Here is a 13773-nt window from a genome sequence, read left to right as displayed (position 1 = left end):
CGGCACAGTTATGCCTTTGAATTGCCACTTAACCCGCCCTGAGCGTAGCTTGTCACTGCGCAACCAGCTTCCTTCCTGCATATAAATTTGCAATTGGCATTGAACATTTTTCGCTACCGCGCGTTCATACCATTTTTCAATCCTCATCTTGCTCAATTGTCCGAACATGGCGGCGCTGTCGCCATGCGTCGATACCGTTTATTTTTATTACAACAACAAGGATATCAATGCGAAGTCGAATGCATTCGCTTGCAGCGGTCATGTTACTGTCCGCTTCCGGTGCGGCTCCCTTAGTTCAGGCTGCCGACGCTGGTGCCGATACTGCTGCTCTATGCGGCGGTCCCGATCTGAAAATCGACAAGGAAAAGCTGGCAGCACGCCTGCTTGCCGCTTATCCCGTGAGTACAGCATATTTATCGGTGGGTGACCATCCGGCGCCGCTGTCGTCATACCGGCAACTGGCCTCATGGCTGCTGAAGAAGCAGGCCGCGGAAAAAGCCGGAGGAGGGGCGTGCAAGGGTGACAGTTGCAACGCCGACCACATCGCCGAAGATCTGCAAAGCCTGCTTGACGGCAAAGATGCGCAATTCAAACCAACGAGTGGCGCAGCGGCGAGCACCTTCTTTGAGGCCGGCAACCAAAGCAGCCTGGTGTGTGTAAAGAGCGATGTTCAGCTCAGCTTGCCGCATGCGGCATCCGCTGCCAGCATGACCACGGCTGCCGCAGCAGGCGGAGCATCTGCAACCGGAGCTGTTGGTTCTACCGTTGCCGCCAATGCATCCGGTGCTGCGGAATCAACCACACCGGCGGCGCATGAGCCTAGCTGGCTGGATCCTGTACGCGTGCGCGGCAATCCCGATCAGTTATCCATTGATCGCAGCAACCAGGCTGCCTATGCCTCCGTCGATCGCGCGCATCTGACGCTGGCCAACGACGACGTGGCGCAATCGCGCACCAATGACATCGTGGTCTATACCGGCTACTCGTTCGACAAGCGTCCGATGGATAGCAACGGCAGCACCTACGAGGCGGTGCCTTACGTCGGCTTCAAGCAAAATCGCGTCACCAATTACAACGGCGGCGTGGTATCGGTGGATACCACGCGTACGGGCCAGATCGGTATGCTGTCGGCGTTCCACTTCGCCCATCCGGGATCGGCCAACACTGAAGACCTGACAGCACGGCCTGACTACCTCATCAACAGCACCGATGGAAGCCGCCTGCTCACCGTCAACTTTACCTACACGATGGTGCGTCCCGGCATCCTCAATGATTTCATTCGATGGAACAACGGGCTGGCCTTCAAACCTATCCTGATCGGCCAGAGCCGCAATGGTATGTATGTCGATCGCGGCAACCCGACCGTCTATGACCAGCATCAGGACTTTATCCGCCTGGGTGCGCAGGCAGGCTTCACGCTGGCATCGACCAACCCCAAATTGCCGTTTGATTTCACCACCACCTACACCGGCCTCAAGGCGTTGGAAGGATCGCGCAGCATTCACTATTGGCGAAGTGCATTGACCTACAATTTCAATCAGAGCGTCGGGTTGAGCCTGGATTATTCAAATGGTCTGTTGCCGGACACTGGCGACCCGGAGCGTAAATGGGGATTGGGTATTTCGACCAAATTCTGATCCTTGGCTCGTTCCCTTCATGGAGTGATTTACTGAACGAAGTCAATGAACGCGCGCAACGGCGCAGGCAAATGGCGCCGGCCCGAGTAGTATAAAAATGGGCCGGGAAAGCTCAGCCACCAATCCTGCAGCACTGGTTGCAACTGGCCGGCGCTGATGTACGGCTCCAGCCATTCTTCAAAAAGGTAAATCAATCCATGTCCCGCCACGGCGGCGCTCACGGCAAGGTCGGCGACGGTGGGCGTGACGATCAACGGGCCGGTGGGTTCGACGGTGAGTGTTTGTCCGTCGCACTCAAACTCCCACGGATAGATCGCGCCACTGAGAAATTTTCCGCGCAGGCAGGCATGTTGCAGCAGGTCGCGTGGATGTTCCGGGATGCCACGCCGTGCCAGATAAGAGGGTGCTGCAGCCACGGCGAAGCGCTGGGTGCGAGGGCCGATGGGCACGGCGATCATGTCCTGCTCCAGTTTTTCCCCATAGCGGATACCGGCATCACAGCCGCTGGCCACAAAATCCACAAAATTATTATCGACGACCAGCTCCAGCATGATTTCCGGATAGGCGCTGAGAAATTCGTTGACCATCGGTTGCAGAAAGAAGCGCGCCGCGCTCACCGGCACATTCAGGCGCAAGGTGCCTCGCGGACGATCGCGCAACTCGTTGAGTACGTCGAGCGCGTTGGCGACTTCATCCAGCGCCGGCTTGAGACGGCTCAGCAAAAGCGCACCGGCCTCAGTGGGCGTCACGCTGCGTGTGGTGCGTAACAGCAAGCGTATCCCCAGTTTGTTTTCCAGCCGGCGCACGGCCTCGCTCAGCGCCGAAGCGGATTGCCCGCTGGCGCGGCCTGCCTGGCGAAATCCCTGATGCTGAACCACCAGAGCAAAGGTCGACAGATCTGCCATGGAGTGAATGTCTGTAGTCATCGGTGCCACCTTATTGTGCGGAATTTCGTACAACCTGTACGTCATTGCCCGGATTATCACACGCGCCTGTCTTCATTACCATGCAGTGATGCCGCTGTATCACCTGCCTCGTGAGGTAGGGATGCCGCGAATGTCGAGTTAACCCCATCAACATCCATTCAGGAGCTTTCATGACCGCTTATTCACCGTCCAGCGACCAGTTTTCCCCCGCGCATTGCGACATCAGTTTCAATCGCATTGGCTATGGCGCCATGCAACTGGCCGGCCCGCATGTCTGGGGCCCGCCTAAAGATCGTACCGCTGCCGTGGCCGTATTGCGCGAGGCTATCGAGCTGGGCATCAACCACATCGACACATCGGATTTCTATGGGCCGCACGTCACCAACCAGATTATTCGCGAAGCGCTGCATCCTTACCGGGACGCGCTGACCATCGTCACCAAGATCGGCTTTGTACGTGGCGAAGATCAGTCGTGGATACCGGCGGCGTCGGCAGAACAATTACGCGCCGCCGTACACGACAACCTGCGCAATCTGCAATTGGATGCCCTGGATGTCGTCAATTTGCGTGCCCCCGGACTGGAGGGGCCGGATAGCTCCTCGATCGGCGAAGCACTCACTACGCTGGTGAAGATGAAAGAAGACGGCCTCATCCGGCATATTGGACTCAGCAATGTCAATGCGAAACAGATCACCGAAGCGCAGCAGATCACCGACATCGTTTGCGTGCAGAACATGTACAACCTGGCTGCTCGCGGCGATGATGCCTTGATCGATACGCTGGCTGCGCAGGGCATTGCCTATGTGCCGTTCTTCCCGCTGGGTGGCTTTTCGCCGCTGCAATCGGACACCCTGACACGTGTCGCCGCATCCGTGCAGGCAACGCCGATGCAGGTGGCGCTGGCCTGGCTGCTTCAGCGCGCCCCGAATATTCTGGTAATCCCAGGTACCTCATCGGTGGCGCACTTGCGCGAGAACGTCGCGGCGGGAGCATTGCAACTGGACGCCGCAACGGTAGCAGCACTTAACGCCATGTGATCCCAATGACGAACCTCAGCCGCGCCGTGCTGCTTCGATGGCGGAGATGTCGATCTTTTTCATCTTCATCATCGCTTCGAAGGCACGTTTGGCGACGGCCTGATCAGGATCGGTGACGGCGGCAATGAGCACGCGGGGAGAGATCTGCCACGATAGTCCCCATTTGTCCTTGCACCAGCCGCATGCGCTTTCCTGGCCGCCGTTGTCGACGATCGCGTTCCACAAGCGATCGGTTTCTTCCTGGTCATCGGTGGCGACCTGAAACGAGAAGGCTTCGCTGTGCTTAAAGGCCGGGCCGCCATTGAGGCCGAGGCAGGGTATGCCCATCACGGTGAACTCAACCGTCAAGACATTGCCTTCCTTGCCCGCAGGATAGTCTCCCGGCGCGTGATGAACGGCTCCTACTGCGCTGTCGGGAAAAGTCTTCGCGTAGAACGTTGCCGCATCCAATGCATCGCCGTTGTACCAGAGGCAAATGGTGTTTTTGCTGCTCATTGTGTGTCTCCTCAAGGATCGTGAACAAGAAAGTTGTTGCCTGCCCGTCAATGTTTTATTTCGTTTTTATTTGTTTGGCCCGGCGAACCTGTTTTCGATTTGATTTGCCGGAAATGGTGCCGTCAAAATTCGCAAGATGTCAGAATGATCGAAACAAAAACAGCCTCTGTTCAGAGGCTGTTTTCTTATGAAGCATGCGCATCCGGCGATATATCGCGTGAATTATTGCGTCTCGACGTACTTCTTGAAATTATTCAGAATGCTTTGCCAGCCTTGTTGTTGCTGCTCGACCGGATAGAGCGTCTCAGCCTCAAAGCTTACACGGACCAGAACACCATCCGGCGTTTCGGAAAACTCCACCTGCGCAGTACGATCGCCGAATGCATATTCAATCAACTGGTTTTCGATGACTTGGGTGTACGTTCCCGCAAAGTCAAATCCCATGCTGCCATCCTTTGCCTCCATGCGAGAGGAAAAAGCTCCTCCCACGCGCAGATCCACTGCGGCGGCGGTCGTGTGCCAGTCGGGAGATGCGGCATTCCACTGTTTGATGTCTTCGGGTGTGGTGTAGGCGTGCCAGACTTTGCCGATGGGCGCAGCAACAGTGGTTTCAACGGTAATCTTCATAGGTGCTTTCCTTTCTTCCTCAATATCAACGATGGTGAGTGATTGTGCATATGACGCGCTATAAAGCTTAGTTCACTTCCGGCGACAGGCCATGCTCTTTCATTGCCTGACGTGCGCTCGCGTCAGCGAACATCGTCAGAAAAGCGCGCGCCGTCGCCGACGATGCAGGTGATGCTGCATGAGATGAGGTCGCGCCCGCATAGACAGTGTAGTTCTGGATCGCAGCGGGTAACGGGCCGATCAGGCGCGCGCCTTTGACTTGCAGAATTTCGCTTTGCTGATGCAAGGCCAGCGCTGCCGAACCATCAACCAGTTTCTCTGCCACCAGACCGCCAGGCACCAACACTTCCTTGGCATGCATCTGTGCGGCGATGCCGAGCTTTTCAAATAACTTCTCAAGATAGATGCCGCTCGATCCGCCGGCCTTGGGATCAATCACCGCCACGGACGGCGCATCCAGCAATGCTTTTCTGAATTGCGCCACGGTGGCAATCGCCGGCGCCGGTGCACCTTGTTTCACGGCGACGCCGATTCCTACGCGTGCAATCCCACGGCCGCTGGCGACATTCAGATAACCGTCCTTGGCGAGCTTGTCCAACACGCCATCCGGCACCACGGCGACGTCAAAGGCGGCGCCAGAACGGATCCGCTTGTCGGTCGCGCCTGCAGTAGCGTTCTCCACCGTGACGTGAATGCCGCTGCGCTGTTCAAAGGTGGCTGCGACGGTGCGTACAACCGGGGCAATCGCACCGGCTGCAAAAACCTTGAGGTCGTCGGCAGAAGCGGGCGCAGCGGTCAGGCCAGCGAGGGAAGCGATGACTAAAAACTGCAGAGAAGGCAGAGACAGCAAACGCACGGTTTTTCTCCTGAAGAGCGAAGAAGTACAAAGAGGTTCGAAGAAGTACGAATGTGGCTTGGATTATACGATGCGCCTTTGCAGCGCTTTACCCGTCTGTACAAAAGAAAACGGCTTGCAATGTTGCAAGCCGTTTTGATTGAATCCAGCCGAGATAGCTTATTGCAAGAAATCCGCAATGACAGCGACAGTCGCCTTCGGTTGCTCTTCCATCAGCCAATGGCCGGCGTTGGGGATCACCGCGCCGCGTACGTCTGAGGCGGCAAAACGTGTAACGGCTTCCATGGTCGACCCGAAGGATTTTTCGCCACCAACCGCCAGAACCGGCATCGGCAAGAGGCCCTTGGCGATATAGGCCTTGTTGTCGATCGCATCCTGATCGAAAGCATGGAACTGTTCAAAGCCGGAGTGCATCGCGCCTGGTAATGCATAGAACTTTGCGTAGTGACGACGTGACGCTTCGTCAAAATGCTTGGGATCTGCCGAGAACTCGTTCCAGAAACGATCGAGGTAGATACGCTCGCGGCCTTTCACGAGGCGCTCCATATCGGGGCCGCCGAAACGGAAATGCCAGAGCAAGGGATTTTTCAGGATTTCTTCCCACGGGCCGACGCCGGGCAGAGGGGCATCCATCAATACCAGCTTGGTCACGCGTTCAGGATGTTCTGCTGTAAATGCGTAGGCAACCATGTTGCCGATATCATGCGCGACCACATCGACCTTACCGATCCCGAGCGCGTCCAGCACGCCGGTGATGTCGCGCGCCTGGTTCTTCTTGTCATAGCCGGTTGCGGGATGATCGGACAGTCCCATGCCGCGCAGATCCGGGACGATGACCGTGTGCCTGGCGGCGAGCTTGGCAGCCAGTGGTGCCCACATATCGCCGGTTTCGCCATAGCCATGCAGCATCACAACTGCAGGCCCCTGACCGCCAACGCGGACGTGAATACGCGCGCCGTTGGTGGAGATTGTTTGTGTCTTGAAACCTGATGGAAAAGAGAAACCAGCTGCCCAGGCTGGGATAGACTGGAGAGAGGCAATGACGAGCAGCAGAGCTAATATTTTTCGCATTTCTGAAACCCCCGTTCGTTGTTCAGGCCGGCTGGCCTAAGGACGGATACTGTCATACATCCCTGATCTGGAAAATGAATTTTCCACGCGATGCGATCAAGTCAGCAAATGCGATATAAAAAGATCAATATTTTTGCGGTAAAAAAACATCATGCGTGAGCAGAAGAACAACATCCTCCGAACAGCGCATGATGTCACCATAAGGTCACCAAAGCATCAATGTGTTTGGCCGGCAGCTTCCAGAATCAGATTGGCAATTTCATCCGGGTGCGACAGCATCGACAGATGGCTGGAGGCGATCTCGACGGTCTTGGCCTTCATGCGTTGCGCGAGGAAACGTTCCAGCTGCGGCGACGTGGTACGGTCATTGGTGGAAATGGCATACCAGGTCGGCTTGCTACGCCATGCGGCTTGCGTGGTGCGCGAGGTGAACAGCGTGTCAGAAATGCGGCCTTGTTCCGCGTACATGACCTTGGCTTTGACCGGATTGATGTCGCCCGCGAAATCACGCAGGAAAGCCTCTTCGCTCAGCTGCGCAAAGCCGCCGGCTTTGACCAGCCCGGCGCTTGCCGGTGGTGTCGGGAATTTGCCTGCCAGTGCACCGTAGTCTTCGCCGGCATCAGGCGCGCGCGCAGCAACGTAGACCAGACCGGCAACTTTGGGATCGTTACCGGCTTCACTGATGACAGTGCCCGCCCACGAGTGGCCAACAAGGATGGTAGGGCCGTCTTGCAATGCCAGGATGCGGCGGGTTGCGTCGACATCGTCAGCCAGCGAAGACAAGGGATTTTGCACGGCCGTCACATGCAGACCGGCTTTTTGCAGGCGTTCGATGACTTCCGACCAGCAGGATCCGTCGGCATAAGCGCCGTGTACCAGCACGACGTTTTTGACTGGTGCAGGTTTTGCGGTGTCTTCAGCGAAAGCAGCATGGGTCAGGAGCACGGCGGCAACGCCGGCAATTGTAGACTTCATTGCAGACTTCATGAATGAGCGTTTAGCGAACATGGCGATAATTCCTTCTGGGTGAGTGAAAACGGGAAATGCGGTGATCGGCGAATTCATGCAGATACAAATGCGCAGGACGCACGACTCCATCCGCTCCGATCAGCGGTTATTTTTATAACGAGGAAAAGGTCTGAGCTACATCTGATTTATATCTGAGTCACGACTGCGGCCGGTTAGGCTCGATGGCCCTTTGCACCGGCAAGGTTGACGGCGTATCGGACGGGCTGACAACGGCGTAGAAATAGCGTCCCTGACGCCAGTATTGCGTCAGCAGATTGCCGTCCTGGCGATTGCCCGCGCCGAAGTTGAACAGCTCGCCCGGCGGCCGGACGTAGTACACGATGGCTTGCCCGGCATCGTTCTGATACAGCACCATCGCTGCCGCGCCTTTATCGCTGGCCATCAGGCGACCGCCCACCGGTTTGAATCCATAGGCGCTGAAGTCCGGCATCGGCGCGGCCTGGACAAAATGCTGATTCAGCCAGCCTTGCAACTGATCGGGTTCGCTGGTCTTCATGTCTACCTTTTGCGCCATGTCGCTGGTCGCAAACATCCGATACGCCTGCGTGGCATCGGCCATCGGCAGATAGGTCTTGCGCATCGACATGTCGCGCAATTGCCAGCCACCCAACGTCCCTAAACTCAAGGTCAATACCAGCGATGCAGCAATCGCCATGCGCCGCTGCGAGCGTGCGCGCAGTTCACGACGAATGCGGAAGGGATCCAGACGTGGCGGAATCGGTGCGGCAGGAATATTTTCCAGCGAGGCGCGCAGGCGCTGATTATCCAAACGCAGTTGCTCGACCTCACGAGCGGCATCAAGATGGCTCGCCAGATAAGCATCGATCTGGCGGCGCATCGCTTCATCCAGCTGGCCGTCGACGTAGGCGTGCAGATCGTGTTCGGAGGGAGAGAAAGCGTTCATTTGAGTATCCGCAAAGAGGGATTTACCGGCAAACCATCATTGAGCGCGCGTAGTGCTTTGCGGGCTCGCGACAGGCGCGACATGACGGTACCGATGGGGATATCCATGGTGTCGGCGACTTCCTGATAACTGAGACCTTCGACTGACACCAGCAGCAACAAGGCGCGCTGCTCTGCCGGCAATTTGCTGAAATCCTGCAAGGCCGAGCGCGACATGGCGACGTCTTCGGCGGAGGGAGCGAGGTCTTCTTCGGTCCGGCCAAACAACGACAGCAAACCGGCATAGCGCTTGGCGCGGCGCTGACCATCGAGGAACTGGCGATACATGATCTGAAACATCCAGGCGCGCAGATCGCCATCGTCGCGGCGGCGGTCGGCGCGTGACAGCGCGCGTTCCAGGCAGGACTGCACCAGGTCGTCGGCGCTGTTTTCATGGCGCGTCAGCGACAGCGCAAAGCGCCGCAGCCGGGGCAGCAGTTCGCGCAAATCGTCGTCGCTGAAATCTTTACTCATGGCAATCAGTCGTCCGCTTAGTGTCCGGGTAATGATATCGTTCATGCACAGTAAGACGAACAGCCCGCAGGCTTATTCCCGCCGGACGCAATTATTTTTCAGAAATACAAAAGCAAGATCCGGCAAGCGCTCTGGCTTGCTTTGACGCATCATAGCGGGTTACACGCGGTGGATCTCTGCGGCGTTCTCAATTGCCATCATGACAAAACAACACACTGACAACATTCCCGGCCTGATGACTGCAGACGATGGAGCCATCTACTGCACCTGGCATGCATCCATGCCTGAATATCACAGCGGCGAGTGGGGCAGACCGGTGGCAGACGATATCCGTTTGTTCGAGAAGATCTGCCTGGAAGGATTTCAGTCCGGCATGGCGTGGATCACCATCCTGCGCAAACGCGAGAATTTCCGCGCCGCATTCGATGGCTTCGATTTCCACCGAGTTGCCCGTTACGGTGAGGAGGATATCGCCCGCCTGATGGCCGATGCCGGCATCGTGCGCAATCGCGCCAAGATTGTCTCCACCATCAACAATGCGCAGCGCGCGCTGGAACTCATAGACGAAGCCGGCTCTCTGGCGGCCTGGTTCTGGCAGTTTGAACCGCCTGCCAAGGAACGTCCAGAGGTCGTGACGCTGGACTATTGGACGGCTAATCCAAGCTCGGAAGCCTCCACCAATCTGTCCAAAGCACTCAAGAAACGCGGTTGGACCTATGTCGGCCCGACCACCATCTACGCCTTCATGCAAGCCATGGGGCTGGTCAATGACCATCTGACCGGATGTGCCTGTCGTGATCGCGTCGAAGCAGAACGCAAAGCTTTCAAGCGTCCCGTGCAATAGCGTTCAATACTTCCACCCGGCGTTGTCCGACCATGCGGTTCTTTATCAATAAAAGGACCTGCAAGTGACAGATACCGCAATCGATCTCTCCAAAACCATCCCGCAACGCTGCGTCATCATTGTCGATGCGGCCTTGCCGGTCGGCAAAGCCGCCAATGCTGCTGCCGTCATCGCACTGACCATCGGCCAGCGCCATCCCGAACTGGTCGGGCCTGCGCTTGTCGATGCAGACGGCTGCGCCCATCCAGGCCTGATCCCTATCGGAATTGCCGTGCTGGCTGCAAGCCGCGACGAACTGACGAACATCCGCGCGAAAGGCGTGGAGATCGGATGCGATGTGGTGGATTTTCCCGTGCAAGGGCAAGAGACGACTGACTATCAAGCCTTCAGCGATGCAGTCCGCAAAGTGGCGACCATCGATCTCGGTTATCTCGGCGTGGCTCTGATCGGTGAGAAGAAACCAATCAGCCGCATCGTTGCCAACATCGGCCTGTTGAAATAGCGCGGCATATCAGCGAGCGACCAAGACGCTGCCAAAAGCATTGCGGTAGGCACCCGGTGTGATTCCCATGATGCGGCGGAACCAGCGCGTCAGGTGCGCCTGATCCGAGAATCCCGTCGCCGCACTGACGTCCGCCAGTGAATGATTGAGGCGAATCAGGCTCCTGGCAACGCGCACACGGGCCTGGCGCTGATAAGCATGCGGCGTCATGCCGGTGGCGCGTTCGAAAGCACGGAACAGCCGGAAAGCCGGTAAACCAGACGCAGCAGCGATGTCTTGCAGATGGACTTGCCGTCCCAGATGCTGATCGAGATATTCCTGCGCCAACCGGATCGCACGGCTTTCCTTGCCCACAATGGCGGGCGTCTCTGCATCGCGAACGTGGCGGTCGAACAGACGTGCCGCGAACTTCAGATAGACCTCTTCGCAATACAGTGCAGAAGCCGCATCAGGAGCTATGTCAGATGTCAGTAATTGCGAGCAGTTATGCATTTCGTAAAACAGCTCAGCCAAGCCCTTGTCACGAATCAAGGGGCCGGCGACCGAGATGCTGCGCACGACGTTCTCGTCGCGCACCAGCGAGCGCAAGTAAATGAGATCGACGTACAAGGTGCGTTGCTGCCAGCCATCGCTGTCGACCGGCCAGCCCGCGTGCGGTTGATCCGCGTCGATGGCGTAGAGGTCTCCGGCCTGTGCGATGAATTCCGTGCCGCGCATGCGGATACGGATTGCGCCGCGCGTCAGCAGGGCAAAGCAGGCGGTATCGTGCGTATGGACGTCATAAGAAAAATCGACGAACCGTGCACGCAGCAATTCCGCCTGCAAATTGGGCGCGTGCCACAGCGTGATGTCGTTAGCTTCGTTGCGCATGACGGAGTCGGGGTAGGGACAAGGAGCAAAAAAATCGGGTACGCCCGAAAGCATACCCGAAATGGTTTTACCTCATCCGGCGAGCCAGGAACTCCGGCAGTTCGGCGACAGCGGCTTAGATACCGCCCATGCAGAGATACTTGATGACCAGATAGTCGTCGATGCCGTAATGCGATCCTTCGCGTCCCAGGCCGGATTGCTTGACGCCGCCGAACGGGGCGACTTCGTTGGAAATCAAGCCGGTATTGATACCGACCATGCCGCTTTCCAGACCTTCCGCAACGCGCCAGATGCGGCCGATGTCGCGGGAATAAAAGTAAGCTGCCAGCCCGAATTCGGTATCGTTGGCCATCGAGATTGCTTCGTCATCGCTGGTAAAACGGAACAGCGGTGCCATCGGGCCGAAGGTTTCTTCCTTGGCGATGATCATTTTCGATGTCACGTCGGCAATCACGGTCGGCTCGAAAAAGCTGTGGCCGAGTGCGTGACGCTTGCCGCCGATCAGCACGCGGCCGCCTTTGTCACGCGCATCGGCGATGTGCTGCTCGACTTTCTTGACCGCTTTTTCATCGATCAACGGGCCTTGCGTGACGCCGCTTTCCAGACCATTGCCAACCTTGAGCTTGCCGACAGCGGCCACCAGTTTTTCAGCGAAAGCATCGTACACACCGTCCTGTACGTAAATGCGATTGGCGCAGACGCAGGTCTGACCCGCGTTGCGGAACTTGGATGCAATCGCGCCTTCGACGGCGGCATCCAGATCAGCGTCATCAAACACGATGAAGGGCGCATTGCCGCCGAGTTCCAGCGACAGCTTCTTGACGCTGGAGGCGCATTGTTCCATCAGCAGTTTGCCGATCGCCGTCGAGCCGGTGAAGCTGAGCTTGCGCACTATCGGGTTGCTCGTCATCTCGCCGCCGATCAGCTTGGCTGAACCGGTGACCACGCTGAAGACGCCGGCCGGCACGCCTGCACGCTCAGCCAGTACCGCCAATGCCAGCGCCGAGAAGGGCGTCGCTTCAGCCGGTTTTAACACCATCGGACAGCCCGCAGCCAGGGCTGGGCCAGCCTTGCGCGTAATCATCGCCGCAGGGAAATTCCACGGCGTGATCGCTGCACAAACGCCGATCGGCTCCTTGGTAACGACAATCCGGCTGGTCGGTGATGGGGAGGGAATCGTATCGCCGTAAGTACGTTTTGCTTCTTCGCCGAACCACTCGATGAACGAAGCGGCATAGGTAATTTCCCCCTTGGCTTCAGCCAGCGGTTTGCCTTGCTCGGTCGTCATGATCAGTGCCAGGTCGTCGGCGTTGGCTAGCATGAGATCGTTCCATTTACGCAGAATGACGCTGCGTTCTTTTGCTGTCTTTTTGCGCCAGCCGGCCCATGCAGCTTGTGCCGCCTCAATGGCGCGGCGTGTTTCGGCGGCACCCATGTCGGGGATGGTGCCGATTTTTTCGCCTGTGGCGGGGTTGTGCACGTCGTGTGTGCCACCGTTGTCGGCATTGCACCAGGCGCCGTTGATGTAGGCTTGCTGGCGCAACAGGGTAGGGTCTTTGAGGTGTTCGGAGAGCAGCATGAATTTTTTCCTTAAAATTTGGCCGCCGCTTTATTACGGCCACGCAGCCATTCCAGCACCAGCAAGAGACAGGTGGAGAAAATAATCAGGATGGTCGCCAGCGCAGCGATGGTGGGGCTGATGTTGTCCTTGATGCCGGCGAACATCTGACGCGGCAAGGTTGCCTGATTGGGCCCGGCAACGAACAGCGTCAGCACGACTTCGTCAAATGAGGTGGTGAAGGCGAACAGTGCGCCCGAGATCAATCCCGGCGCAATCACCGGCAAGGTAATGCGGAAAAAGGTGCGCAAGGGGCTGGCGCCGAGGCTCAGACTAGCCCGCACCAGATTGTGGTTGAATCCCTGCAGCGTCGCCAGTACGGTCGTGACGACAAACGGCGCTCCCAGCGCCGCATGCGCGAGAATCAGGCCGGTATAGCCGTCCGACAGACCGATCTGCGCAAAGAACAGATACACGCCGACACCGACCACCACCACCGGCACGATCATTGGCGAAATAAGGATCGCCATCAGAATGCTTTTGCCGCGGAAATCTGCTTTGTTCAAACCAACCGCGGCCAGCGTGCCGAGCACGGTCGCAATGATGGTGGCGGCAGGGGCGACGATAAAGCTGTTGCGCGCAGCGCGCATCCACTCGTCGGACTCAAACAGGTTCTGATACCAGCGCAGCGAGAAACCCTTGATCGGATACATCAGGAAGCTGCTGTCGCTGAACGACAGCGGAATCATCACCAGAATCGGCAGGATCAGGAACACCAGAATCAACACATTCAGGCTGCGCGAGACGAAAAACCACGCACGCTCCGGCAGCGACATGTAGGGCGGGAAATCCGGCAGGAATGTTGAGAACGACAGCGAAGGCATCTTGATCATGGCGTTATCCGA

The 13773-nt window shown here is 57.5% G+C and carries 15 protein-coding genes; 4 read left to right on the top strand and 11 right to left on the bottom strand.

What is annotated here, in order from left to right; translation table 11 throughout:
- Positions 1-260 precede the first annotated feature (260 nt).
- A complete protein-coding gene (locus tag PQR63_RS14425) occupies positions 261-1637 on the top strand; it encodes a hypothetical protein (protein ID WP_408168638.1) in 1377 nt (458 codons plus the stop codon).
- Between the two features lie 29 nt (positions 1638-1666).
- On the opposite strand, the gene PQR63_RS14420 is transcribed toward PQR63_RS14425, so the two are convergent.
- A complete protein-coding gene (locus PQR63_RS14420) occupies positions 1667-2563 on the bottom strand; it encodes a LysR family transcriptional regulator (RefSeq protein WP_408168637.1) in 897 nt (298 codons plus the stop codon).
- A gap of 170 nt (positions 2564-2733) precedes the next feature.
- On the opposite strand from PQR63_RS14420, the gene PQR63_RS14415 reads away from it, so the two are divergent.
- Complete coding sequence (locus tag PQR63_RS14415; protein ID WP_408168636.1) at positions 2734-3600, top strand: aldo/keto reductase family oxidoreductase; 867 nt, start codon at positions 2734-2736, stop codon at positions 3598-3600.
- A 15-nt stretch (positions 3601-3615) separates the two neighbouring features.
- Here PQR63_RS14415 and PQR63_RS14410 read toward each other — a convergent pair whose 3' ends face one another.
- The 7 genes from PQR63_RS14410 to PQR63_RS14380 form a co-directional block, all read right to left on the bottom strand.
- Positions 3616-4095: a VOC family protein gene (locus PQR63_RS14410; protein ID WP_408168634.1), complete on the bottom strand. Its 480-nt coding sequence runs from the start codon at positions 4093-4095 to the stop codon at positions 3616-3618.
- Positions 4096-4317: 222 nt separating this feature from the next.
- Positions 4318-4722 (bottom strand): SRPBCC family protein, encoded by a 405-nt coding sequence (locus tag PQR63_RS14405; protein ID WP_408168632.1) that lies wholly within the window; start codon positions 4720-4722, stop codon positions 4318-4320.
- A 67-nt stretch (positions 4723-4789) separates the two neighbouring features.
- On the bottom strand, positions 4790-5578 hold the full coding sequence (locus PQR63_RS14400; protein WP_408168630.1) for a molybdate ABC transporter substrate-binding protein: 789 nt from the start codon (positions 5576-5578) through the stop codon (positions 4790-4792).
- 159 nt (positions 5579-5737) lie between these two features.
- Complete coding sequence (locus PQR63_RS14395) at positions 5738-6649, bottom strand: alpha/beta fold hydrolase (RefSeq protein WP_408168628.1); 912 nt, start codon at positions 6647-6649, stop codon at positions 5738-5740.
- Positions 6650-6865: 216 nt separating this feature from the next.
- Positions 6866-7624, bottom strand: a complete 759-nt coding sequence (locus PQR63_RS14390) for an alpha/beta fold hydrolase (protein WP_408168626.1) — start codon at positions 7622-7624, stop codon at positions 6866-6868.
- 190 nt (positions 7625-7814) lie between these two features.
- Positions 7815-8582 carry an anti-sigma factor family protein gene (locus tag PQR63_RS14385; RefSeq protein WP_408168625.1) on the bottom strand — a complete coding sequence of 256 codons (768 nt, stop codon included), beginning with the start codon at positions 8580-8582 and terminating at the stop codon, positions 7815-7817.
- A complete protein-coding gene (locus PQR63_RS14380; protein ID WP_408168624.1) occupies positions 8579-9094 on the bottom strand; it encodes a sigma-70 family RNA polymerase sigma factor in 516 nt (171 codons plus the stop codon). Before PQR63_RS14380 ends, PQR63_RS14385 begins: the two co-directional genes overlap by 4 nt.
- Positions 9095-9293: 199 nt before the next feature.
- On the opposite strand from PQR63_RS14380, the gene PQR63_RS14375 reads away from it, so the two are divergent.
- Positions 9294-9938, top strand: a complete 645-nt coding sequence (locus PQR63_RS14375) for a DNA-3-methyladenine glycosylase I (RefSeq protein ID WP_408168623.1) — start codon at positions 9294-9296, stop codon at positions 9936-9938.
- A gap of 64 nt (positions 9939-10002) precedes the next feature.
- Positions 10003-10440 (top strand): DUF2000 domain-containing protein, encoded by a 438-nt coding sequence (locus tag PQR63_RS14370; protein ID WP_408168622.1) that lies wholly within the window; start codon positions 10003-10005, stop codon positions 10438-10440.
- 9 nt (positions 10441-10449) lie between these two features.
- Here PQR63_RS14370 and PQR63_RS14365 read toward each other — a convergent pair whose 3' ends face one another.
- The 3 genes from PQR63_RS14365 to PQR63_RS14355 all read right to left on the bottom strand — a co-directional run bounded on the left by PQR63_RS14365 (position 10450) and on the right by PQR63_RS14355 (position 13761).
- A complete protein-coding gene (locus PQR63_RS14365) occupies positions 10450-11310 on the bottom strand; it encodes an AraC family transcriptional regulator (RefSeq protein WP_408168621.1) in 861 nt (286 codons plus the stop codon).
- A 115-nt stretch (positions 11311-11425) separates the two neighbouring features.
- Positions 11426-12889 carry an NADP-dependent succinate-semialdehyde dehydrogenase gene (gabD, locus tag PQR63_RS14360; RefSeq protein WP_408168620.1) on the bottom strand — a complete coding sequence of 488 codons (1464 nt, stop codon included), beginning with the start codon at positions 12887-12889 and terminating at the stop codon, positions 11426-11428.
- 11 nt (positions 12890-12900) lie between these two features.
- A complete protein-coding gene (locus tag PQR63_RS14355) occupies positions 12901-13761 on the bottom strand; it encodes an ABC transporter permease (protein ID WP_408168619.1) in 861 nt (286 codons plus the stop codon).
- Positions 13762-13773: the final 12 nt, after the last annotated feature.

The organism is Herbaspirillum rhizosphaerae (assembly GCF_046025915.1).
Lineage (GTDB): Bacteria > Pseudomonadota > Gammaproteobacteria > Burkholderiales > Burkholderiaceae_D > Herbaspirillum > Herbaspirillum rhizosphaerae_A.
The sequence above is the reverse complement of the archived record's forward strand: the minus strand, read 5'-3'. Positions and strand labels throughout refer to the sequence as shown.

Coding starts and splice junctions, on each gene's coding strand:
- PQR63_RS14385 (WP_408168625.1), bottom strand. CDS start 8,582: ATGAACGCTTTCTCTCCCTCCGAACACGATCTGCACGCCTACGTCGAC.
- PQR63_RS14420 (WP_408168637.1), bottom strand. CDS start 2,563: ATGACTACAGACATTCACTCCATGGCAGATCTGTCGACCTTTGCTCTG.
- PQR63_RS14380 (WP_408168624.1), bottom strand. CDS start 9,094: ATGAGTAAAGATTTCAGCGACGACGATTTGCGCGAACTGCTGCCCCGG.
- PQR63_RS14365 (WP_408168621.1), bottom strand. CDS start 11,310: ATGCGCAACGAAGCTAACGACATCACGCTGTGGCACGCGCCCAATTTG.
- PQR63_RS14355 (WP_408168619.1), bottom strand. CDS start 13,761: ATGATCAAGATGCCTTCGCTGTCGTTCTCAACATTCCTGCCGGATTTC.
- PQR63_RS14425 (WP_408168638.1), top strand. CDS start 261: ATGTTACTGTCCGCTTCCGGTGCGGCTCCCTTAGTTCAGGCTGCCGAC.
- PQR63_RS14375 (WP_408168623.1), top strand. CDS start 9,294: ATGACAAAACAACACACTGACAACATTCCCGGCCTGATGACTGCAGAC.
- PQR63_RS14415 (WP_408168636.1), top strand. CDS start 2,734: ATGACCGCTTATTCACCGTCCAGCGACCAGTTTTCCCCCGCGCATTGC.
- PQR63_RS14395 (WP_408168628.1), bottom strand. CDS start 6,649: ATGCGAAAAATATTAGCTCTGCTGCTCGTCATTGCCTCTCTCCAGTCT.
- PQR63_RS14410 (WP_408168634.1), bottom strand. CDS start 4,095: ATGAGCAGCAAAAACACCATTTGCCTCTGGTACAACGGCGATGCATTG.
- PQR63_RS14405 (WP_408168632.1), bottom strand. CDS start 4,722: ATGAAGATTACCGTTGAAACCACTGTTGCTGCGCCCATCGGCAAAGTC.
- gabD (WP_408168620.1), bottom strand. CDS start 12,889: ATGCTGCTCTCCGAACACCTCAAAGACCCTACCCTGTTGCGCCAGCAA.
- PQR63_RS14390 (WP_408168626.1), bottom strand. CDS start 7,624: ATGAAGTCTACAATTGCCGGCGTTGCCGCCGTGCTCCTGACCCATGCT.